This window comes from Aquirufa sp. A-Brett2-15D (assembly GCF_054558735.1).
On record NZ_JBSKFT010000001.1, the window covers coordinates 1,113,597 to 1,135,303 of the forward strand.

General features: G+C 41.9%; 18 protein-coding genes. 11 read left to right on the forward strand and 7 right to left on the reverse strand.

Annotated elements, in window-relative coordinates:
• Nucleotides 1–119: 119 nt before the first annotated feature.
• Nucleotides 120–341, forward strand: a complete 222-nt coding sequence (locus ACST14_RS04945; protein WP_130895915.1) for a DUF2795 domain-containing protein — start codon at nucleotides 120–122, stop codon at nucleotides 339–341.
• Between the two features lie 16 nt (nucleotides 342–357).
• Here the strand turns inward: ACST14_RS04945 and ACST14_RS04950 are convergent, their stop codons facing one another.
• On the reverse strand, nucleotides 358–1,884 hold the full coding sequence (locus ACST14_RS04950; RefSeq protein WP_459461162.1) for a glycerol-3-phosphate dehydrogenase/oxidase: 1,527 nt from the start codon (nucleotides 1,882–1,884) through the stop codon (nucleotides 358–360).
• A 134-nt stretch (nucleotides 1,885–2,018) separates the two neighbouring features.
• Here ACST14_RS04950 and ACST14_RS04955 point away from each other — a divergent pair, with 134 nt between their 5' ends.
• From ACST14_RS04955 to serS, 4 genes are all read left to right on the forward strand, one after another.
• Nucleotides 2,019–2,696 (forward strand): tetratricopeptide repeat protein, encoded by a 678-nt coding sequence (locus tag ACST14_RS04955; RefSeq protein WP_459461164.1) that lies wholly within the window; start codon nucleotides 2,019–2,021, stop codon nucleotides 2,694–2,696.
• A gap of 72 nt (nucleotides 2,697–2,768) precedes the next feature.
• Nucleotides 2,769–3,245 carry a 6,7-dimethyl-8-ribityllumazine synthase gene (gene ribH, locus ACST14_RS04960; RefSeq protein ID WP_459461166.1) on the forward strand — a complete coding sequence of 159 codons (477 nt, stop codon included), beginning with the start codon at nucleotides 2,769–2,771 and terminating at the stop codon, nucleotides 3,243–3,245.
• An 11-nt stretch (nucleotides 3,246–3,256) separates the two neighbouring features.
• On the forward strand, nucleotides 3,257–4,576 hold the full coding sequence (locus ACST14_RS04965) for an aspartate kinase (RefSeq protein ID WP_459461168.1): 1,320 nt from the start codon (nucleotides 3,257–3,259) through the stop codon (nucleotides 4,574–4,576).
• 9 nt (nucleotides 4,577–4,585) lie between these two features.
• Nucleotides 4,586–5,857, forward strand: a complete 1,272-nt coding sequence (serS, locus tag ACST14_RS04970; protein ID WP_459461170.1) for a serine--tRNA ligase — start codon at nucleotides 4,586–4,588, stop codon at nucleotides 5,855–5,857.
• Here serS and ACST14_RS04975 read toward each other — a convergent pair.
• Together ACST14_RS04975 and ACST14_RS04980 are read right to left on the reverse strand one after the other, a co-directional pair.
• Nucleotides 5,854–6,555 carry a response regulator transcription factor gene (locus ACST14_RS04975; protein WP_459461172.1) on the reverse strand — a complete coding sequence of 234 codons (702 nt, stop codon included), beginning with the start codon at nucleotides 6,553–6,555 and terminating at the stop codon, nucleotides 5,854–5,856. The genes serS and ACST14_RS04975 overlap by 4 nt on opposite strands.
• Nucleotides 6,539–8,224 carry a sensor histidine kinase gene (locus ACST14_RS04980; protein ID WP_459461174.1) on the reverse strand — a complete coding sequence of 562 codons (1,686 nt, stop codon included), beginning with the start codon at nucleotides 8,222–8,224 and terminating at the stop codon, nucleotides 6,539–6,541. The genes ACST14_RS04975 and ACST14_RS04980 overlap by 17 nt, the downstream gene beginning before the upstream one ends.
• A gap of 122 nt (nucleotides 8,225–8,346) precedes the next feature.
• Between ACST14_RS04980 and ACST14_RS04985 the strand changes: the two genes are divergently transcribed.
• Complete coding sequence (locus ACST14_RS04985) at nucleotides 8,347–9,135, forward strand: T9SS type A sorting domain-containing protein (RefSeq protein ID WP_459461176.1); 789 nt, start codon at nucleotides 8,347–8,349, stop codon at nucleotides 9,133–9,135.
• Nucleotides 9,136–9,207: 72 nt separating this feature from the next.
• Here the strand turns inward: ACST14_RS04985 and ACST14_RS04990 are convergent, their stop codons facing one another.
• Both ACST14_RS04990 and ruvB read right to left on the reverse strand, forming a co-directional pair.
• A complete protein-coding gene (locus ACST14_RS04990) occupies nucleotides 9,208–11,310 on the reverse strand; it encodes a prolyl oligopeptidase family serine peptidase (protein WP_459461178.1) in 2,103 nt (700 codons plus the stop codon).
• A gap of 8 nt (nucleotides 11,311–11,318) precedes the next feature.
• Nucleotides 11,319–12,344, reverse strand: coding sequence for a Holliday junction branch migration DNA helicase RuvB (gene ruvB / locus ACST14_RS04995; RefSeq protein WP_459461180.1), 1,026 nt, complete (start codon nucleotides 12,342–12,344; stop codon nucleotides 11,319–11,321).
• An 87-nt stretch (nucleotides 12,345–12,431) separates the two neighbouring features.
• On the opposite strand from ruvB, the gene ACST14_RS05000 reads away from it, so the two are divergent.
• Together ACST14_RS05000 and glpK are read left to right on the forward strand one after the other, a co-directional pair.
• Entirely contained in the window at nucleotides 12,432–13,133 is a 702-nt protein-coding gene (locus ACST14_RS05000; protein WP_459461182.1) for an MIP/aquaporin family protein, read from the forward strand.
• Nucleotides 13,134–13,139: 6 nt separating this feature from the next.
• Entirely contained in the window at nucleotides 13,140–14,630 is a 1,491-nt protein-coding gene (gene glpK / locus ACST14_RS05005; RefSeq protein WP_459461184.1) for a glycerol kinase GlpK, read from the forward strand.
• A gap of 98 nt (nucleotides 14,631–14,728) precedes the next feature.
• On the opposite strand, the gene ACST14_RS05010 is transcribed toward glpK, so the two are convergent.
• Nucleotides 14,729–16,186, reverse strand: a complete 1,458-nt coding sequence (locus ACST14_RS05010) for a type III PLP-dependent enzyme domain-containing protein (protein WP_459461186.1) — start codon at nucleotides 16,184–16,186, stop codon at nucleotides 14,729–14,731.
• Nucleotides 16,187–16,289: 103 nt separating this feature from the next.
• On the opposite strand from ACST14_RS05010, the gene ACST14_RS05015 reads away from it, so the two are divergent.
• Nucleotides 16,290–17,660: a UDP-N-acetylmuramate--L-alanine ligase gene (locus ACST14_RS05015; RefSeq protein WP_459461188.1), complete on the forward strand. Its 1,371-nt coding sequence runs from the start codon at nucleotides 16,290–16,292 to the stop codon at nucleotides 17,658–17,660.
• On the opposite strand, the gene ACST14_RS05020 is transcribed toward ACST14_RS05015, so the two are convergent.
• Nucleotides 17,646–18,920, reverse strand: coding sequence for a DUF349 domain-containing protein (locus ACST14_RS05020; protein ID WP_459461190.1), 1,275 nt, complete (start codon nucleotides 18,918–18,920; stop codon nucleotides 17,646–17,648). The genes ACST14_RS05015 and ACST14_RS05020 overlap by 15 nt on opposite strands.
• A gap of 120 nt (nucleotides 18,921–19,040) precedes the next feature.
• On the opposite strand from ACST14_RS05020, the gene ettA reads away from it, so the two are divergent.
• Nucleotides 19,041–20,705: an energy-dependent translational throttle protein EttA gene (gene ettA / locus ACST14_RS05025; protein WP_459461192.1), complete on the forward strand. Its 1,665-nt coding sequence runs from the start codon at nucleotides 19,041–19,043 to the stop codon at nucleotides 20,703–20,705.
• A gap of 1 nt (nucleotide 20,706) precedes the next feature.
• Nucleotides 20,707–21,666: an AAA family ATPase gene (locus tag ACST14_RS05030; RefSeq protein ID WP_459461194.1), complete on the forward strand. Its 960-nt coding sequence runs from the start codon at nucleotides 20,707–20,709 to the stop codon at nucleotides 21,664–21,666.
• The last annotated feature ends 41 nt before the right edge of the window (nucleotides 21,667–21,707 follow it).

The following is a 21,707-nucleotide window of genomic DNA, read 5'->3' on the forward strand; positions in this document are numbered from 1 at the left end:
TGAAAATTTAAAAAATAAATCTTTCATAAATACATTTTTATTTTACTTTTGCACTTAGGAAGGGTTTAGAAAAACGAAAACCCCTCTTGAATTACGCAAAATATTATTAGCTATAAATTATGTATTGGACACTAGAACTTGCTTCCTATTTAGAAGACGCGCCTTGGCCAGCGTCTAAAGATGAATTAATTGACTTCGCAATCCGTACGGGTTCTCCATTAGAAGTGGTAGAAAACCTACAAGAATTAGAGGACGATGGTCAGCCATTCGAAAGTATCGAAGAGATTTGGCCGGATTATCCGACTAAAGATGATTTCTTCTTTAACGAGGACGAATATTAAAATCAATTAGTACAAATTAAGAGGCGAAAGCCTCTTTTTTTATGGCCTTTAATCGCTCTGCCATTGCTTCATCCCGCATGGAAATCCCCCAACGGCGGGCTAAAACATCTTCCCAAGTCACTGCCATTTCTTCCTCCTTTACATAGTTGAGTTCCCCTACTAGATATGGTTCGTCCGCTAATAAACGTTCTGAACCATATGCATAGACTTCGCCGGCTTTGGGTCCATACAATTGTGTTAAATGCTCACGAATATCTGGGGCAAGATCTACAGGCAATTCGACTGAAGATACTGGCACTAGGGCATGATTCTTAGTTAAACAAGGCTTCACCGCAACGCGTAAAACCTCCCTTTCTAACACATCCAACGTATCCGATGCCATCACGCGATAAGTTGTCCATTTTCCACCCAAGATGCTAACTAATTTCGATCGTCCATCCACTTCCACCTCATGATCCCGAACTAAGGATTTCGTATCGGAATTCATGGCAGAATCGAGCTGCACTTGGAGCAGAGGTCTTTGGCCTACAAACGTAGCGCTGATATCCTCTAAAGTGGCTTTCTTAGATGAATAACGATTAAAATACGAAATGAGATACTCTTTTTCCACATCTAAAATGTGAGGCGTTTCCGACAAGGTATCCGGATCATCCGTCGTTCCCACCAGCACATATTCTCTCCAAGGAATTACAAATATCACCCGGCCATCATCCGTTTTGGGAATTAATAGGGCAGTTTCTCCTTGCCAAAACTCAGCCGGCAACACGATATGAGCTCCGCGACTCACCTTCATTCGAGATTTCAAACGTGGATTTGCAAGCACTCGAACCGAGTCCGTAAACGGCCCGGTGGCATTTATCACCGCCTTAACGGGAATCGTAAAGGACTCCTGTGAAAGTGAATCACTGAATACGACTTTCTTGATTTTTAAACTCTTTTGGCCTAATTCAAACGACTGTAAACAGGCATAATTCAATATGCAAGCCCCTAAACGTTCCGCCTCCTTCAAAATAGCCAAGGCATAGCGTGCGTCATTCATCTGTCCATCATAATACAAAACACCACCTCTCAAGTGGTGTGATTCGATGGAAGGGAACTCGGCTTGAATTTCTTTTTTACTTAAACCGCGACTTGATTTCAAGTTCGTGCTACCAGAAATTTTATCGTAAAGCCACATCCCTATCCGGTAGTACCAGCGTTGCCAGTGGGTGTAACAGGGAGTTAATAATCCCAAAGGATGAGCCAGGTGGGGAGCATTTTGTAACAGCGTTTTGCGTTCGTGCAAAGCCTTATATACCATTCTGAATTGATGCCAGTCGAGATTTCGGACGGCCTGTTCGAGGTAACGAACACCGCCATGCACTAATTTAGTCGACTTAGAGGAGGTTTGACTGGCGAAATCCCCTTTTTCAATCAATAAAACTTTATATCCTCGTAAGGTTGCATCGAGTGCTACGCCTGCCCCTGTCGCACCACCACCGATAATACAAATATCGAATGTTTCATTGAGTTTGTGGATTTGATCTAGGCGATTAAAGGACATATAGGTTTATTTACCTCAAATTTGAAAAATAAAATGCAAAAGATTCCATTAATGTGGATAAAAATGAAAGAGATTTTATAATTTTGCAGTCCTTTGGCACCTATTAATAATCTGCCAAACGAATTAATGACCTTATGGCAAAGAAAGAAAAAGTAGAATCGATTGAAATTATTGAGAGCCCAGAAGCTCTTCAACAGGAAGTTTCTAAAGTTACTGAACTAGTAGACAAGAATAAATCTAGCATTGCAACTATCTTAGGCGGATTAGTCTTAGTGATTGCAGCTTATTTCGGTTACCAATGGTATACTGCGACACAAGATGCAGAAGGCGAGAAGAAATTATTCAAAGCAGTTTATGCTTTTGAATCAGATTCATCAGCAGCTGCGGTGAAAGAATTAACGAAAGTTTCGGATGAGTTTGGTGGAAATACCCAAAACCTAGCTGACTTATATTTAGGAATCACCTTGTTAAAACAAGGTAAATTCGATCAGTCAATTGAGAAATTGAAAAACTTTTCAAGCTCTGATTTATTAGTTCAAGCACGTGCTTATTCTTTAATCGGGGATGCCTATTCAGAAAAGAAATCTTTATCTGATGCGATCGATTACTACAAGAAAGCAGCGGAACAAAAGCCCAATAAGTTCTTCACTCCTATGTATTTGTTGAAATTAGCGAACGCATATGAAGCAAATAAACAATCAAAAGAGGCAATAGATACGTATTCCATCCTGGTGGAGAAATACGGACAATCAGCTGAATCGATTCCAGCGAAGAAATACAAAGCGATTTTAGAAAGCTCTATCTCTGAATAATTTATAGAACAGATTATGTAAGGAGGGATAAGAGCTTGAGCTTTTATCCCTTGTTTTTTTAACCCCATCCCCATGGCATCAGCACTTAAAAACTTAAGCGATTTTACGACAGTACATTTGCCAGATGTTTCGAACAAAACATTTGCTATCGTGGTGTCTGAATGGAACACGGAGGTAACGCATGCCTTGTATACGGGTGCTTTTGATACGCTGTTGAAATATGGGGTAAAAGAAGAAAATATACTTAGTGTCTTAGTTCCTGGTAGCTTCGAATTAAGTTTAGGGGCTCAGAAAATGGCTCAAAAACCCAACATTGATGCGGTAATTTGTTTAGGCTGTGTCATTCAGGGGGAAACAAGGCACTTCGATTTTATCTGCCAAGCGGTGGCGGATGGGATTACGAATGTGAGTTTGAAGTTTGATAAACCGGTGATTTTTGGGGTTTTAACCACTAATACGCAAGAACAAGCGATGAATCGCGCGGGAGGCAAACATGGAAATAAGGGTGATGAGGCAGCCATAACTGCGATCAAAATGTTAGGACTATAATACAAGAAGACATGCAAGTTTGGAAATTTGGAGGTACCTCCGTCGGAAAACCAGAGCGAATGAAATCAATCCGTCAGCTAATTACGGAGGATGGTCAACCGAAAATTGTTGTACTTTCTGCCCTTTCAGGCAGCACGAATACCCTGCTTTCGATTTCAGCATCTTTGAATGATGGAAATACGGCAGAGGCAAATGCGAAGGCGAATGAATTACGCGCGCATTACGATCAATTTTTGACTGAATTATACAACACGCCAGCTGGATTAGGTAAAGGCCAAGCCATTATAGCAAAGGAATTTGCCTTTATCGATGGATTAATCGCCACAAGACCTTATGGTTTAAAGCAAGAAAAGGAAATGGTGGCTTTGGGCGAATTGCTTTCCACGCAGATTTTCGAGGCTTTTTTAGAAGAAGAAGGAGTTAGCTCTGCCTTATTGCCTGCCTTAGATTTTATGGTAATCGATGAGGATAATGAACCTGTTTTAGCCCTTATCGAGCAAAAATTAGCTGCGGTTGTAGCTCCCGTAAAGGATAGACAAATTTTAGTGACACAAGGATTTATCTGCCGCAATCCGGCAGGTGAAGTAGATAATTTAAAGCGTGGAGGATCAGATTATACGGCGTCCTTGATCGGCGGAGCCATTCAGGCGGAGGAAATTCAGATTTGGACGGATATCGATGGAATGCACAATAATGATCCACGCATCGTGAAGAACACCTTCCCTATTCGGGAGCTTTCTTTCGCTGAGGCAGCAGAATTGGCTTATTTTGGGGCCAAAATCCTGCATCCAAGTACCATTACGCCAGCAAAATTAAAAGGAGTACCGGTTCGATTGAAAAATACGATGGAGCCTAGTGCTTTTGGCACCTTAATCTCTGAAAAATCAACCGATATCGAAATTAAGGCGATCGCTGCAAAAGATAATATCACCGCAATTTATATCCATTCAACACGTATGTTGAATGCGTATGGCTTCTTGAAGCGCGTGTTTGAGGTGTTTGAAAAATACAAGACTCCAGTAGATATGATTACCACATCCGAGGTTTCTGTGAGTGTGACCATCGACCAAACGACGCATTTAGATGCGATTATGAGCGAATTACGTGAATTTGCCGAATTGGAAGATCCAGATATGAACCAAGTAATTATCTGTATTGTGGGTAATTTCTGGGCCGATAAAGAAGGCATTGCTATCAAAGTGTTAGATGCCATCAAAAGCATCCCAATTCGAATGATTTCGTATGGTGCTTCAGAACATAATATTTCTTTATTAGTGGATGCCTCTCATAAAAATGATGCATTAAATGCTTTAAACGAAGGACTTTTCTAAAACCACGCTATGTTAACTATACCATTCATTCGCGCGAATCAAGAAACCACGATCGCAGGTTTACAAAAGAAGCATGTTGCGAATGCCGCTGAAATCGTGGCTACGTTGATCGCACAAGACGATCAACGCAAAACCCTCTTACAACAAGCTGAGTCCGCCTTAGAGAAATCAAATGCGGCAGCGAAAGAAATTGGGGCATTGATGCAATCGGGCCAAAAAGAACTAGCCGAGGGTAAGCGCGCAGAAACAGCTGCCTTAAAAGCTTCGATTAAAGAAATGGAAGAGGCGGCAAAAGCGGCCGAAAAAGAATTAACAGATCTTCTAGTGACCTTACCTAACCTTCCACATAGCTCGGTTCCAGCGGGCAAAACAGCGGAAGACAATGAGGTCGTTTTAACCTGGGGAACTGTACCCGTATTAGCGGCTGACGCGCAACCTCACTGGGATTTGATCAAGAAATACGACATCATCGATTTCGATTTAGGAAATAAAATTACGGGTGCAGGCTTCCCCGTTTACAAAGGGAAAGGGGCTCGCTTGCAACGCGCCTTGATTAATTTCTTCTTAGACGAAGCGATCAAAGTGGGTTATTACGAGATTCAGCCACCTATTTTAGTTAATGAGGACTCTGGTTTCGGGACAGGACAACTGCCGGATAAAGAAGGCCAAATGTATGTAACGAAAGAAGAGGGTTTATTCTTAATTCCTACAGCAGAGGTGCCTATTACGAACTTATACCGCGATGTGATCGTGAATGAGAAAGAATTACCAATCAAAAACGTGGGCCACACTCCCTGTTTTCGTCGCGAGGCAGGATCTTGGGGTGCGCACGTGCGGGGTTTGAATCGCTTACATCAATTTGATAAAATAGAAATCGTTCAGATTCACAAGCCCGAATCATCTTATGCCGCTTTAGAGGAAATGTCATTACACGTTCAGGGTCTGTTGCAGAAATTAGGATTACATTACCGTGTGCTTCGCCTGTGTGGTGGAGATATGGGTTTTGCGTCTGCGCTGACTTACGATATGGAAGCTTGGTCTGGAGCCCAAAACCGCTGGTTAGAAGTTAGTTCTGTAAGTAATTTTGAGACTTTCCAAGCGAACCGCTTGAAGTTGAGAACGAAAGTGGATGGAAAATCAATCCTTTGTCACACATTGAACGGATCCGCTTTAGCCTTACCACGTATCGTGGCGTCTATTTTAGAAAATAACCAAGGTCCAGACGGAATCAAAATTCCAGAAGCTCTAGTACCTTATACAGGCTTTACGCACATTAACTAGAGCCCTTCTACACTCAATCGGAAACCCTCGCCGTGCAGATTCAAAAGCTGGACGCGAGGGTCTTCTTTTAGCATCTTGCGCAACTTCGTCATATACACGTCCATACTGCGCGCATTGAAATACGTATCGTCCCCCCAAATCAATTTTAAAGCGTAGCTGCGGCTCACAGGGCGACCTAAATTTTCGCACAAGAGCTTCATTAGTTCGTTCTCTTTAGGCGTAAACTTCAGCTCCGTGTCTCCGATGCTCAAGCGCATTTTTCCTGGAATGTAGGTATAATTCCCTAAGGCTATTACGTCAGCTAAACTGGGAACGGATTTATCCGAATGGCTCCTGCGAAGAATGGCTTCCATTCTTGCTACGAGCACCTCCATGGAAAAAGGTTTGGTCAAATAATCATCGGCTCCTACCTTAAAACCGTGAAGCGTATCTTCCTCCATCGACTTCGCCGTTAGGAAAATGATGGGCACTTGTTGGTGATTTGCCCGAATGTCTTTGGCTAAAGAAAACCCATCCTTCTTAGGCATCATCACATCCAATAAACATAAATCGAAAGAGCCTTTCACAAAAAGATCTAATGCTTCGTCCCCGTTTTGAGCCCAAGACACTTTATATCCCTTCTTTTTCAAGAATTCCGTTAATAACAATCCCAAGTTAGGATCATCCTCTGCGACTAAAATTTCAGGCGTTTTTGACATAGGGCAAATAGATTTCAAATGTACTTCCTTCTCCTAAAGTACTTTTCACGTGTACTTTCCCACCATGGGCCTCCACAATTTTTCTCACATAACTTAAGCCTAGGCCAAAGCCCTTCACATTGTGCACATTACCCGTAGGGACGCGATAGAATGCATCAAAAATATTGCTTAATGCCTCTTTAGGCATACCCATCCCTTGGTCTTTCACTTGGATGAAAATCCCTTGATCTTGGGTCCGCACGTCGATTTCAATGCGCGGATTAGAGGGGCTGTATTTTACCGCATTATCAATTAAATTATTCAACACATTGGATATGTGCACTTCATCTATTTCCACAATAGCGGGATACTCCCCTAAAGAGAGCTGCAAAGTTCCATTCACCGATTCAATCAATGGCCCATTAATCTCAGCTACTTGTTGAATTAGTGCTGCCACATCCACCTTCTTCCGCCTTAAAGTGATCTCTTCGCGTTCCATTTGAGCGGTTTGTAATACGCGTTCCACTTGCTGACCTAAGCGGGCATTTTCGTCTTTAATAATGCCCAAATAGCGCAAGATTGACTCATTCTTTCCCGGTTTCAGTTCCTCTTGCAGTAGTTGAGTTGCCAAGGATATAGACGTAATCGGTGTTTTAAACTCGTGCGTCATATTATTAATGAAGTCATTCTTCACTATCGCTAATTTCTTTTGTCTCAAAATGGTCAGCACCGCGAAGTAAAAACAGCCTATCATGACGAGCAATAATAAGCCCGAACCGGCTAAACTTAAACCCATCGTTTGCCAGATAAAGGCTCCACTATCAGGAAAATAAATCTTTAGTTTGTGCTTAGACGGATGTAAATCATTCGGAAATAAGGCAGCTTCAAACAAGGCCTTTTGTTGCTTAATTTCAGGGGAGGAGGTATATGACCATGCCTTAGGAGCACTTTGAATCCCAAAAGAATAGCCCAAATTCACCCCTTTATCGCCTAATTCTTTTCGAATCAAACTGTCTAAATAGGCCGGTTGAATACGTTGCAGAATGGGTCTTTCTTTGAATAAAAAGTCAGAAAATACTTCTTTTGCTAATTGCGTTTTCTGTAGTACTTTTTCCAAATCTTGTCGCTCGGATTTTTCCTTCGCTAATTGAGCTTGAGATTGTGCATTGCGATCCCCTAGATTTTGATTAAGGTGATTAGGGCGACGACGCATTTTATTGATGAACTTTTGCTGCTCTCTCTTCAGCATGCGATTCATCTCTTTTTCGACACGCATTCGTTGCCTGAACTCCTCTGGATCTTCATCTACGGTATATTCCTCTGTTACTTCCGCTAATTGTCCATTAGGGAGCATGAATGATTTACGCACAAAAATCACATCTTGGCGAGGGGGTGCCAAAACCGGATGTTCCTCTAGTACAGCAGGTTCGATATAAACAGGAACGGGTTTAACTTTTGGTTTAGGCGCAGAGGCAATAGTTTCGAATTTTTTTTGTCGTTCTGATAAAACAACCAATTCTTGCTTCTCTAATTTTCTGACTACCTGCTCGAGGCTATTGCGGACGTCTTTGGCAAAATTCTCCTGCTTCGTCTCTAGCATAAAACGCAACCAATAAGCCTGAAACCCAATTAATCCTAAGAGGGCAAAAGACATCAAGGCAATCAATAAGCGTATTTTACGTTTCGACATAGGGTAAATAATTCTCTGCAAATGTAAGGGATAAATAACAGCCGCTCATCACATTAACACTCTTTAACATTTACGATTACGATGCTTTTCGTAAGTTTGCACCGGATCAAAAACCAAAAATCATGAAATACCTATTCACCACCGCTTTAGCCATTTGTATATCCACAGCTGCTTTTGCTCAAGAGAAACAAGAAGCTACCGTTAAAATCGTCGTCATAGAGAACGGCAAAGAACGCATCATAGAGAAGAAATTTTCCGACTTAGATAAGGCAGATGCGGAAGTTAAAAAATTTAGTGACTCCTTAGAAATCAACGTAAATGCCTCGGGTGGTAAGAGAAAAATCATTCGCATGGATGTGAACAAGAGTCACTCCCGTATGTCAGACCAACCAGGCAATGTCATCATCGAAAGAATCGAAGGTGGTGCGGAAGGTGGACCAGATAAGCGTGTAATTATTCGCCGTGGCGGACCAGGGATGGCGCCAGGAGCACACGGGCAAGAGCCTAATGTGATGATCTTCCGTGGAGAAGGTGGACCAGAAGGATTAGGTAAAGAATTAAGAGACCTACACGATAAGTTTAACGGCCCAATGGGTAGACCTGGTAAAGGTTTGAAAAAACTAAAAAAATGGGCTGAAGAGAAGGGTTCTAAAACAATCCAAGGTCTTTCAGGAAAACAAAATCAACCCTTCAATGGCAAATTAAATGTTCGATTTAAAGCCGTAGAAAAAGGCAATGTAACCATCGCCGTTTCAGATGTGAACGGAAAAGAAATTGCAACAGAATCCGTAAAAGATTTCCAAGGTGATTATTTAGGTCAAATCGACTTAAAGAAAGCTGGAGCAGGCGTGTATTTCTTACGTGTTACGCAAGGAAATGATGGCGCTGTTAGAAGAGTAGAAGTTAAATAGTCCGCTTAAGGTTTGAGAATGAAAAAGCCTGGAAAGTATTTTCCAGGCTTTTTTTTGTTTTCGATAAGGTGGTTATTTCCCCATATTGTAAAGAACAAAGGCATAAGAATCAGCCGTTAGTTCAATTAGTTTAGCGGTATTCGATGATCCGTGTCCGCTGTTGGTATCGATTCGAATGATCATCGGTTTGGAAGCCGTATTCTTCTCTTGCAAGGTCGCAGCATATTTAAATGAGTGTGCTGGTACAACACGGTCATCATGATCGGAGGTAAATACCATGGTAGCTGGGTAATTCATTCCCTTAATGTTGTGTAAGGGCGAAAAGGCATAAAGTGCCTTAAACTCGTCTACATTATCGCTGCTACCGTAATCGGCTACCCAGTTCCAGCCGATGGTGAATTTTTGGAAACGTAACATGTCCATTACGCCTACACCTGGAAGAGCCGCCGCGAATAAATCTGGACGCTGGTTTATCGCCGCACCGACTAATAAACCGCCGTTTGAACGACCCGAAGCCGCTAAATAGGCGGGGGAAGTATATTTCTCACGAATTAAGAATTCCGCACCGGCGATGAAATCGTCAAATACATTTTGCTTTTTCAACTTCATTCCCGCTTCGTGCCATTTTTCTCCATACTCGCTACCGCCGCGTAAATTCGCTACCACATAGATTCCACCCTTTTCTAACCAGGGAATTAAACTTGCCGAAAAGGAAGGTGTCGAACTAATATTAAATCCACCATATCCATACAAGATGGTTGGGTTTTTACCGTTTAATTCAATTCCCTTCTTGGAAACGATGAACATCGGAACCTGGGTGCCATCTTTAGATGGATAGAATTTTTGAACCACGCTATAATCTGTTGGATCGAAAGCTAAGCTTGGTTTTTGGAAGACTGATGATTGTTTCGTCGCTAAGTCATAGCGGTAAACAGTAGGTGGAAAATTAAACGATGAATAGGTGTAAAAGGTAAATTTATCTTCTTTTTCACCGCCAAAACCTCCCGCATTTCCTAAGCCCGGTAAGCTTATCACCCCGAGCTCTTTGCCTTGGTAATCATAGCTAATAACACGCGAGGTTACATCTTTCAGATAATTCAAGAACAACCTATTGCCCACCGTATTCACTCCTTGCAAAGGCTCCGGCTTTTCCGCTATAATAGTTTTCCAACTCGACTTCTCAGGATGCACAGGGTCTACACGAACAATTTTTTTGTTCGGCGCACCCTCGTTTGTCTCGATAACCAACACCTCTCCATCGTTGTCAATGACACTAAATTCATATTTTCCCGGTTCTGCAACGATAGCCTTAAACTTGGTTTCTTTTTTCAACGCATCTAAAATCCACAGCGCATTTCCATCTAAACCTTTGCCTCGATCCGAAATCGTCAAAAAGGCAAATCGCTCATCATCCGATGTGCTAACCGTGTGGAAACGTTGCGGGTTTTTCGAGTCCTCATAAATCAATTGATCCTGTGATTGCGACGTTCCTACGGTATGAAACCAAACTTGATGATTCTCATTCTTCGTGCTTAACTCCTTGCCTTTCCCTGGTTCTGGATAACGAGAATAGTAAAACCCATTCCCTTTCCAAGCCACGCCACTTACTTTCACCCAGCTCAATTCGTCGGCTAGATTTTTGCCGGTTTCCATATCACGCACATAATAGGTTTGCCAATCGCTACCGCTTAAACTCAATCCGACGCAGGCATATTTTCCTGTTTTATTTAAAGAGAATACCGTTAGTCGGGTTGTTCCGTCTTTTGATAAGGTGTTTGGGTCGATAACTTGTTCCGATTTTCCTTGCAGACCTTTTACACGATACAAAACCGATTGATTCTGTAAACCGGAATTCTTGTAGAAATAATACCATTCTCCTTTACGAGAAGGGGCTGAAATTTTTTCGTAGTTACTGAGCGCCTCGATGCGATTTTTAAATTCCTCGCGTAAAGGAATTTGCTTTAAATAACCAAAGCTCACCTCATTTTGTGCCTTTACCCAGGCCTTTGTCTCCTCGCTATTATCATCTTCCAGCCAGCGATAAGGGTCCGCGACTTGCGTTCCATGGTAATTATCGACATGATCGATTTTCTTCGTAACTGGGTATTTCATTTGGGCCAAAGCAGACGCAGAAATAAGCATCATCGCTGCGATTAGGTTGTTAGATGTTGACATAGGTGTAATTAAAAAAGAGATCCGGTCTCGGCTCTGGGAGCAATCCCCACATGGCGATATGCTTTTTCCGTAGCCTCGCGTCCCCGAGAGGTACGCTTTAAAAATCCCTCTTGTATTAAAAAAGGTTCATAAACTTCTTCGATGGTTTCGGCCTCCTCGCCACAGGCAGTGGCAATGGTCGTTAAGCCGACCGGGCCTCCTTTGAATTTCTCAATGATGGTTAAAAGTATGCGATTATCCATTTCATCTAGCCCATTTTGGTCTACATCCAAGGCATTCAAAGCAATTTCGGCAATCTTCACATCGATGGTACCGTCACCCTTCATTTGGGCAAAATCACGGGTACGACGCAATAAATTGTTCGCAATACGTGGCGTTCCTCGGCTACGTCTAGCTATTTCATACGCCCCCGATTCATCGATGGGCATGTCTAATATAGAGGCAGAGCGCTTTATGATTTTCGTCAATAAAGCAGCATCATAATATTCCAGACGCGCATTTATGCCAAAACGAGCCCGCAAAGGAGAGGTCAATAATCCCGCTCTTGTCGTAGCGCCAATCAAGGTAAAAGGATTCAATCCAATCTGAATGCTACGTGCATTAGGACCCGAATCCAACATAATATCAATCTTGTAATCCTCCATCGCGGAATATAAATATTCTTCCACTATAGGATTCAAACGGTGAATTTCATCAATAAATAGCACATCGAAGGGCTGCAAATTCGTCAGCAAACCAGCTAAATCGGATGGTTTGTCTAAAACGGGTCCCGAGGTAATTTTCAGAGTAGAGCCTAATTCGTTCGCAATAATGTGTGACAAAGTCGTTTTACCTAAGCCTGGAGGCCCATGCAATAAGACGTGATCCAGTGCTTCTTCACGCGCTTTAGCCGCATCGACGAAAATTTGTAGGTTATCTACAATTTTTCCTTGGCCCGAAAAGTCCAAAAAGCTCAATGGCCTTAAAGCCTTATCAAACTCCTTCTCTTGCGGGTTCAGCGATTCGGCATCCCCAGTTAAATAATCTTCACGCATCGTCGAATTGTCAAATTGAAATCAAAGATAATTTTTTTATTGAGAAGATTTTATAGTTTTGGAAAACCAAAATAACAACCTCAACCTATGTCATCAATTTTCATCGGCGAACTCGCTGGAACTGCAACCCTATTATACCTCGGAAATGGCGTTGTAGCCAATATGTTATTAAAAGACACGAAAGGAAATGGCACAGGATTATTAGCTATTGCGGCAGCTTGGGCTTTCGCGGTAACCATTGCCATCTTTGTTTCTACTTATTTCGGAAGCTCTGGCGCACACCTTAATCCGATTGTCACTATTGCAGGTTGTGTAAAATCAGGCGATTGGAGTTTATTCCCCACCTTTATTGGTGCTCAGCTTTTAGGAGCTATGTTAGGGCAATTATTAGTTTGGCTACATTATAAGCCACATTACGATGTTACAGAGGATAAAGGAGCCATTCGCGCGTCTTTCTGCACGGATCCGGCGATTAAAAATACTCCCTTTAATTTTATTTCAGAAGCCTTCGCTTCCGCTATGGCGGTAGTGGCTTTAGGCACTTTTTCTACTATTGAAACGGGTTTAGGACCCTTCATGGTGGGTATTTTAGTGTGGGCCGTTGGTCTTGGACTCGGTGGAACGACTGGTTATGCCATCAATCCGGCGCGTGATTTAGGCCCTCGGATTATGCATGCCATTTTGCCTATTCCTAATAAAGGGGATTCGGGCTGGGAATACGCTTGGATTCCGGTATTGGGCCCTGCGGCGGGAGCGGTATTGGGTGCCTTTATTTTGACCCTAAACTAATTCACTATGTACGTAGGTTCTATCGATCAGGGGACGACGAGTTCCCGTTTTATCATCTTTAATAAGGCAGGAGAGATTATTTCTGTAGGCCAAAAAGAGCACAAACAAATCTATCCCCAAGCGGGCTGGGTGGAGCATGACTCGCATGAGATTTGGAAAAATACCCAAGAAGTGATCGGTTTAGCGCTAGGCAAAGCGAACTTGTCTGCGAAGGATTTAGTGGCGGTGGGAATCACGAATCAACGGGAGACCACCGTAGTTTGGAACAAGAAAACGGGCAAAGCCTATTATAACGCGATTGTTTGGCAAGATACGCGGGTAGGTTCGGAGCTGGCAGAATTAGCCAAAGATGGCGGAATGGATCGATTCAGAGCGAAAACGGGTTTGCCCCTAGCGACTTATTTCAGTGGATTAAAGCTTCGCTGGTTATTAAATAATATTGACGGATTACGTGCGGATGCGGAGAAAGGCGATGCCCTTTTTGGAACGATGGATTCCTTTATTTCTTGGCATTTGACGGGCGGCGTAGACGGTGGAATTCACATCACCGATGTGACTAATGCAAGCCGTACTCAATTAATGGACTTACAGACCTGCGCTTGGGATGATGAAATTCTTCAGGTGTTAAGCATTCCGAAAGTGATGCTTCCAGAAATCAAATCTAGCTCCCTGGTTTATGCGAAAGCAAAAGGAGTTTTAGGTGGTGTTCCACTAGCCGGAATTTTAGGGGATCAGCAAGCGGCTTTGGTAGGCCAAACCTGCTTCGATCCTGGCCAAGGAAAGAATACGTACGGGACCGGTTGTTTCTTGTTAATGAATACGGGAACGAAAGCGATTCCATCACAATATGGCCTTTTAACAACCGTCGCCTATCAATTAGGCAACGACCCTGTGCATTACGCCCTAGAGGGATCTGTGGCCATCACAGGAGCACTAGTTCAATGGTTACGTGATAATTTAGGCATCATCAAGAACAGCCCAGATATCGAAAAACTGGCGAAATTAGTAGACGACAATGGCGGTTGCTATTTCGTTCCCGCCTTCTCCGGTTTATACGCTCCTTATTGGAAGCAAGATGCTCGTGGCGCCTTAGTGGGCCTAACGCGCTATATTAATAAATCGCACATTGCGCGTGCTGCATTGGAAGCCACTGCTTTCCAAACGTGGGAAGTGCTAGAAGCCATGGAAAAAGATGCCGGAATCCCGATTGCATCTCTTCGAGTAGACGGAGGAATGGTCGTAAATCAATTATTAATGCAGTTCCAGTCAGATATCATAGGCGAAGAGGTGATTTGCCCTAAGATAATCGAAACGACCGCCCTAGGCGCAGCCTACGCGGCTGGACTAGCCGTAGGTTATTGGGAGAACTTAGATGATCTTAGAAAAAATTGGGGAATTGCGCATACCTGGAAACCAGCGATGGAATCGGAAAAGCGGGCGCATTATCGCAAGCAATGGAAAAAAGCGGTGACTAAAACCTTTGACTGGGAAGGTTAGTATTCGCGCGAGTCATTCCATAAGCTGGACAAGCGGCTTGTCTCGAACAAGAGACAAGCGCGCAAGCTAAAACCAGGATTAAAATTCCTATTTTCATATTATACCGAAGCTAACTTCGCTTTCTTAATCGTTTCCTTTTTTGCCATCGGTTCCGCTGTTTGTTGGTATCCCAAAATAGTTAACATGGGAGCGCTTGTTTGTTCCTCAGAGAACAAACGAGTAGTTATTGTACCATCTTCTAGACGATCTACGATCACATGCTTAGGCGCAGGAATTAAACAATGTTGAATTCCACCATAACCTCCTAAGGATTCTTGATAGGCTCCCGTGTGGAAGAAACCGACATATTGACGCTCTGATTCTTCTTCAAAAATAGGTAAGTATAAATCGGAACTATGGGCTTCTGTATTATAGAAATCCATCGAATCGCAAGTTAAACCTCCTAGGTTGACCTTTTGGTAAGGTAAACCCCAGTTATTCACAGGCAACATGATGTATTTCTGATTCATCCCCCATGAATCAGGCAATTGAGTAATGAATGAACCATCAATCATATACCAAAGCTCCTTATCATTCTGCAGTTTTTGGTCAATAATCTCATACAAAACGGCTCCACTTTCTCCTACCGTATACGAACCAAACTCCGTGAAAATATTGGGAACCGGCACATTATTTTTATTACAGATCCAAGAGATTGATTCCACGATTTCGTCGACCATCGCCTGGTAATCATAATTAAATTGCAATGAAGTTTGGATAGGTAAGCCTCCTCCTAAATCGATCGAATCCAATTCTGGACAAATCTTCTTCATTTCACAATATTTGTAAATGAAACGACTTAATTCAGACCAATAATAAGCTGAATCCTTGATTCCTGTATTAATGAAGAAATGTAACATCTTCAAATTAAAACGCGGATTAGGCTTAATTTTCTCCGTATAAAGCGTATTTACGTCTGAATAACGCAGACCTAAACGGGAGGTATAGAACGCGAAATCAGGCTCCTCATCTGTGGCAATGCGAATAGCCAGATTCACTTTTTCAGCCGTCACCGATTTCTCGTAAAAATCAATTTCCTTTAAATTATCTAAAACGGGAATGCAATTAAACCCATCATTAATCAGCTCAGAAATATATTGTGTGTATAAAGGTTGCTTGTACCCATTACACAAAATATAGGTTGCTTTAGAGATTTTACCTTGGTTGTACATATCGCGAATGATGGATATATCAAAGGCGCTAGAAGTCTCTAAATGGACATTTTGTTTTAATACTTCTTCTAAAATAAAAGAGAAGTGAGACGATTTCGTGCAATAACAATAGGTATAGTTTCCTTTGTAATTGTATTTCTTAATCGCATTACGAAACAATAGCTTCGCATTCTCGATATGTTCAGAAATCTTAGGCAAGTAGGATACCTTTAGTGGAGTACCATACTGCTTAATAATCTCCATAATAGGCACATTATTAAATAATAATTCATTGTTCTCATTGATGTTGAACTCGCGAGTAGGGAACTCGATGGTTTGATCAATTAGATCGATGTAATTTTTCATTTCTATATTTAAATGCACCCGAGTTCACCTCGAGTTTGTTGAAAAACGTGCAAAACTGCAATAAAAGTATGTACTTTGCAAGACAATTACATATTAAGTTATTATGTCCAAAATACATTTCATCGCCATCGGAGGTGCCGCTATGCACAACCTAGCCCTTGCCCTTTTAGCTCAAGGTCATCAAATAACGGGCTCAGATGATGAAATATATGAACCTTCCAAAAGTCTCTTAGAAACAAATGGTCTTTTACCTGCTGAATTTGGTTGGTTTCCAGATAAAATTAACCAAGACATAGATACGATTGTTTTAGGGATGCATGCTCGTGCGGACAATCCAGAGCTAAAAAAAGCACAGGAATTAGGATTAAAAATCGAATCCTATCCGTCCTTCATTTACGAACAAAGCAAAAACAAGCAACGTATTGTAATCGCCGGAAGCCATGGAAAAACAAGTATTACCTCCATGATTCTCCATGTATTGAAGAAGCTTGACCGCAAATTTGATTATTTAGTAGGAGCTCGAATCGAAGGATTTGATCTAATGGCCTCTCTTTCTGATGCCCCTATTATGATCATCGAAGGGGATGAATACTTAGCCTCCCCCATCGACAGAAGGGCAAAATTCCTATTATACCAGCCACATATAACCTTGATTTCTGGGATCGCTTGGGATCACATTAATGTATATCCAACCTTCGAATCCTATACATTGGCCTTTGAAAATTTAGTCAAAGAAATGCCAAAAGCAGGTCACCTCTTTTTCGATAAAACAGATAAAACCTTAGAAGCTATCGCGGAAGGATGCCCAGAACATTGTCGTTCGGAAGGATATAAAGCGCATGAATCAGTGATTCGCAACGGCCAAACTTTTATAAAGGGAAATGATGGGACGGAATATGGCTTACAGGTTTTTGGAGATCATACCCTAAAGAACTTACAAGGTGCGATGCATATTTGTCAGCAATTAGGGGTAAAAGACCGTGATTTCTATACCGCTATTCAATCTTTTAAGGGTGCAGCTAAACGCCTTGAATGGGTAGGCGAATCAGATTCCCAATTACTTTATAAGGATTTTGCACACGCGCCGTCTAAGGTAAAAGCAACGACTCAGGCGCTGAAGGCTCAGTTCCCAAAGCGTAAATTGATCGCGGCTTTAGAATTACATACGTTCAGTAGCTTGAATCCAGCTTTCCTTCCAGAATACAAAGCAACCTTAGCAGAAGCAGATGTAGCCATCATTTATTTAAGCGAGCATGCGCGTGCTATTAAACAGATGGATAAGATAGAGGAGGAAACGGTTCAGACTTATTTCAAACATCCAAACCTAGTGGTGGTCAGAGATCAAGCGGAATTAATTCAAATCCTCCTGAAACAAAATCAGGAAAACCAAAACCTGTTGATGATGTCGTCTGGCACCTTCGATGGTCTTGATTTTCCTGGATTAGCATCCGAACTCGGTTTACGAATTCAATAATAGATCTAATTCTTCTTTAAACCCTGTTAATAAAATCTCCTTCATCGAGATTTTACGTTTCTGGGTATTGATTTTACTTAGCGTAATTTTATCCTCCATCATTTTAGCTGATTCAGACTCCGCAACAAAGGATTCTAATTCGCCTCGCTCCTTCTTAGTCATGTAATCCATTTGATTAATCATGATCTTCAACTGCTCGATGCGTGGCTTTTCATTCAAGTTTGCATGGCGATAAGAGATCACTCGCAATAAATAATTCATCTCAAAGATCTTATCGCAAATTGTCCGGAATCGTTCCGCTAGTGAGCGGTCCATATTTTTTACCTGCACTGAAATTTCCTTCCACTTCACTAAGTTCGCTTTTGCGAGATCAGCTGTTGCGACGATATTCTCTTGGTCTTTTAAACGTAATTCTAAATCCCCGGTCATCGTCGTCAATTCTAAAATACGCGGGTCCACGCGTGGCTTATAATCAATTCCTTTAATCCGGTTGTACTTCTCGAAGAACATATCATTTGCCTTCTTGAAGTTTTTCCAAAGCATCGATTGCTTCTTAGGAGGTAATCCCACTACATTCTTCCACTCCTTCTGAATCTCCTTCACCTTAATCACCGAATCATCAATATCTTCGGCTTTACGCAATTGGTGAACATCATCAATGTATCCTTGAAGGATTAAAATTTTCTCGTCTATCTGGCGATTCTTCTCCTCAAAGTAAAAACGACGCTTCAAGAAGAATTCATCCATCACTTCCTGAAATTCGACAGATAATTGATCTTGAAATTGCTTATCGACGGGCCCCGTCTTCACCCATTTCATCTTCACTTCCATCAGCTTATCAGTCGACTCGACTACATCCTCCTCAATACTGATTTCCTTCGCATCTTGGATCAAGGCGCGCTTTATTTCTAAATTCTTAACTTGATTTGCCTGAATTAATTCCTTTAAATAAGCCTCGTGTACCTCTAATTCTACCAGCAATGGTTTGAAATCCCCTAAACCATCGAATTCGATGAGGTAGGTTTTCATTTGCAAGACTTTGGTCAGAAAAGATCCCTTATTCTGTGCCGCCTCAATTTCTGCAGATAATCCTTTCACCTTGCTTAAAGCTAGGTCAAATCGTTTCACAAAATAGGCTAGGGCTTCTTCCTCTGAACCTCGCACGAAACCAATTTCGCGCTCAGGGTAGGTTAAATAGGTGTTGATGAAAACTTTGCCGTCGCGGCAAAATCCAAATTCGTTTGATGTAGGCTGGCTCATATGTTTTAAAGAAAGAGCTTCAAGTATGTACTTTGGCTCAAATGTTAATCGTAATTCTTATTTCACCTCTAATTTATTTAAAAAATTGCGATATTTGTGGGTTAGACAAAAATAAAATTCATGAGTAACGAAACTATCATCTTTTCGATGGAGCGTGTGTCGAAAGTCATTCCTCCTCAAAAGACCATTATAAAAAACATTTACTTATCCTTTTTCTACGGTGCTAAAATCGGGGTCTTGGGTCTAAACGGATCTGGAAAATCCACTTTATTGCGTATTATCGCTGGAATCGACAAATCTTATACTGGTGATGTCGTATTTTCTCCCGGCTATACCGTCGGATTATTAGAGCAAGAACCACAATTAGATCAGAACAAAACGGTGATCGAAGTCGTGGAAGAGGCGGTTGTAGAAATCAAGAACCTGTTAAAGGAATTCGATGAGATCAATGAGGCGTTTGGAGATCCAGATGCTGATTTCGATAAATTATTATCCCGTCAAGGAGAAGTGCAAGAGAAATTGGATCACTTCAACGCTTGGGAATTAGACACCCGTTTAGAAAAGGCGATGGATGCGCTGCGTTGTCCTCCGTCAGATGCTTTAGTGAGCACACTTTCTGGGGGTGAAAAACGTCGTGTGGCACTTTGCCGCTTATTATTACAGGAACCCGATGTCTTATTATTAGATGAGCCGACTAACCACTTGGACGCAGAATCAGTGGACTGGTTAGAGCAACATTTACGTCAATACAAGGGGACCGTGATCGCTGTAACCCACGATAGGTACTTCCTTGATAACGTAGCCGGTTGGATTCTAGAATTAGACCGTGGCGAGGGTATTCCATGGAAAGGTAATTATTCGTCGTGGTTAGAGCAAAAACACGATCGATTAGCAAAGGAAGAGAAGACAGAGTCTCGTCGTCAGAAGACCTTGCAACGTGAATTAGAGTGGGTTCGCATGGCCCCAAAAGCCCGCCAAGCGAAGTCTAAAGCCCGTATTGGTGCTTACGAAAAACTCCTGTCTGAAGAAAATAGACAGAAGGAAGACAAGTTAGAATTATTCATTCCAGCGGGTCCTCGTTTAGGAAATAAAGTGATTGAAGTTCAGGGGGTATCGAAATCTTTTGGAGATAAATTACTGTATGAAAACCTAAGTTTCTCTCTTCCACCGGCTGGAATCGTAGGAATTATCGGGCCAAATGGTGCGGGTAAAACGACCTTATTTAATCTGATTACGGATAAATTACAACCTGATTCGGGAACTTTTGAGGTGGGTGAAACCGTGAAATTAGCCTATGTCGACCAAGAGCACAATCAATTACAAGCAGAGAAATCCGTCTTCGAAACAATTTCAGATGGCAATGATTGGGTGATGCTAGGTGGAAAACAAGCCAATGCGCGTGCTTATGTTAGTAAGTTCAACTTTAATGGGGCGGATCAAGAGAAAAAAATCGGCATATTGTCGGGTGGAGAACGTAACCGCGTTCATTTAGCGATGATGTTGAAGGAAGGGGCGAATGTACTTTTACTCGATGAGCCTACGAATGATTTGGACGTTAATACGCTGCGTGCTTTAGAGGAAGGATTAGAGAATTTTGCGGGTTGTGCGGTAGTCATCTCCCACGACCGTTGGTTCCTAGACCGTATTGCGACACATATTTTGGCTTTTGAAGGAGATTCGCAAGTGGTTTGGTTTGAAGGTAATTATTCAGAATACGAAGAATCACGTAAGAAACGTTTAGGAGATACTACTCCGAAGCGTATTCGTTACAAGAAATTACAGTAATATGACATCAAGAGAGAAAATTCAGGCAGTCATTGACGAAATGGGCAAGGTGGTGATAGGCCAAGAACGCCTGATCAACCGATTATTAGTGGGTCTTTTTACTGGCGGTCACGTCTTGTTAGAAGGGGTTCCTGGATTAGCTAAGACTTTGACCATAAATACCTTAGCAAAAATTCTTGACTTGCATTTCCACCGCATTCAGTTTACGCCGGATTTATTACCTGCGGACTTAGTGGGGACGATGATTTATAATCCTAAAAAGTCTGAATTTGAGGTAAAGAAAGGGCCGATTTTTGCCCAAATCATTCTAGCAGATGAAATAAACCGTGCCCCAGCTAAGGTGCAATCTGCGCTTTTAGAAGCGATGGCAGAAAAGCAAGTAACAATCGGTGACACGACTTATCCTTTAGATAAACCTTTCCTTGTTTTAGCGACCCAAAACCCGGTGGAGCAAGAGGGAACTTTCCCGCTTCCAGAAGCTCAAGTGGATCGTTTCATGCTCAAAGTTTTCTTGAACTATTTAGACAAGGATCAAGAATTAGCCGTGATGCGCCAAAAGTCGAATATGAACTTTAATTACGAGCCTAAAACCGTTTTGACTGCTGAGGATATTGCTAAAATTAGCAAAGAAATCAACGAGATTACGATTTCTGAGACGTTGGAAAAATATATCATTGAACTCGTATTTGCTACGAGAAATCCAGCCGAATATGGTTTAACACAAGAGGCTGGATATATTCAATTCGGGGCATCGCCGCGTGCTAGCATTCAACTGAATTTAGCCGCTAAAGTGATGGCTTATTTAGAAGGACGTGATTATGTACTTCCGGAAGACATTAAAGAAATGGCTCCAGATGTGTTAAATCACCGAATTATCTTGAATTACGTTGCCGAAGCGGACAACATTACCACGCTTCAAATCATTCAGTCAATCTTAAGTAGCGTGGCAATTAATCGCTAATTTTTGGGTAAAAATGGGCTCTTTTCTGCTTTAATAGCAAA

Bases quoted from the DNA above. Each gene is read 5' to 3' on its own strand.
- ACST14_RS04945 (WP_130895915.1), top strand. From the start codon at position 120: ATGTATTGGACACTAGAACTTGCTTCCTATTTAGAAGACGCGCCTTGG.
- ACST14_RS04950 (WP_459461162.1), bottom strand. From the start codon at position 1,884: ATGTCCTTTAATCGCCTAGATCAAATCCACAAACTCAATGAAACATTC.
- ACST14_RS04955 (WP_459461164.1), top strand. From the start codon at position 2,019: ATGGCAAAGAAAGAAAAAGTAGAATCGATTGAAATTATTGAGAGCCCA.
- ribH (WP_459461166.1), top strand. From the start codon at position 2,769: ATGGCATCAGCACTTAAAAACTTAAGCGATTTTACGACAGTACATTTG.
- ACST14_RS04965 (WP_459461168.1), top strand. From the start codon at position 3,257: ATGCAAGTTTGGAAATTTGGAGGTACCTCCGTCGGAAAACCAGAGCGA.
- serS (WP_459461170.1), top strand. From the start codon at position 4,586: ATGTTAACTATACCATTCATTCGCGCGAATCAAGAAACCACGATCGCA.
- ACST14_RS04975 (WP_459461172.1), bottom strand. From the start codon at position 6,555: ATGTCAAAAACGCCTGAAATTTTAGTCGCAGAGGATGATCCTAACTTG.
- ACST14_RS04980 (WP_459461174.1), bottom strand. From the start codon at position 8,224: ATGTCGAAACGTAAAATACGCTTATTGATTGCCTTGATGTCTTTTGCC.
- ACST14_RS04985 (WP_459461176.1), top strand. From the start codon at position 8,347: ATGAAATACCTATTCACCACCGCTTTAGCCATTTGTATATCCACAGCT.
- ACST14_RS04990 (WP_459461178.1), bottom strand. From the start codon at position 11,310: ATGTCAACATCTAACAACCTAATCGCAGCGATGATGCTTATTTCTGCG.
- ruvB (WP_459461180.1), bottom strand. From the start codon at position 12,344: ATGCGTGAAGATTATTTAACTGGGGATGCCGAATCGCTGAACCCGCAA.
- ACST14_RS05000 (WP_459461182.1), top strand. From the start codon at position 12,432: ATGTCATCAATTTTCATCGGCGAACTCGCTGGAACTGCAACCCTATTA.
- glpK (WP_459461184.1), top strand. From the start codon at position 13,140: ATGTACGTAGGTTCTATCGATCAGGGGACGACGAGTTCCCGTTTTATC.
- ACST14_RS05010 (WP_459461186.1), bottom strand. From the start codon at position 16,186: ATGAAAAATTACATCGATCTAATTGATCAAACCATCGAGTTCCCTACT.
- ACST14_RS05015 (WP_459461188.1), top strand. From the start codon at position 16,290: ATGTCCAAAATACATTTCATCGCCATCGGAGGTGCCGCTATGCACAAC.
- ACST14_RS05020 (WP_459461190.1), bottom strand. From the start codon at position 18,920: ATGAGCCAGCCTACATCAAACGAATTTGGATTTTGCCGCGACGGCAAA.
- ettA (WP_459461192.1), top strand. From the start codon at position 19,041: ATGAGTAACGAAACTATCATCTTTTCGATGGAGCGTGTGTCGAAAGTC.
- ACST14_RS05030 (WP_459461194.1), top strand. From the start codon at position 20,707: ATGACATCAAGAGAGAAAATTCAGGCAGTCATTGACGAAATGGGCAAG.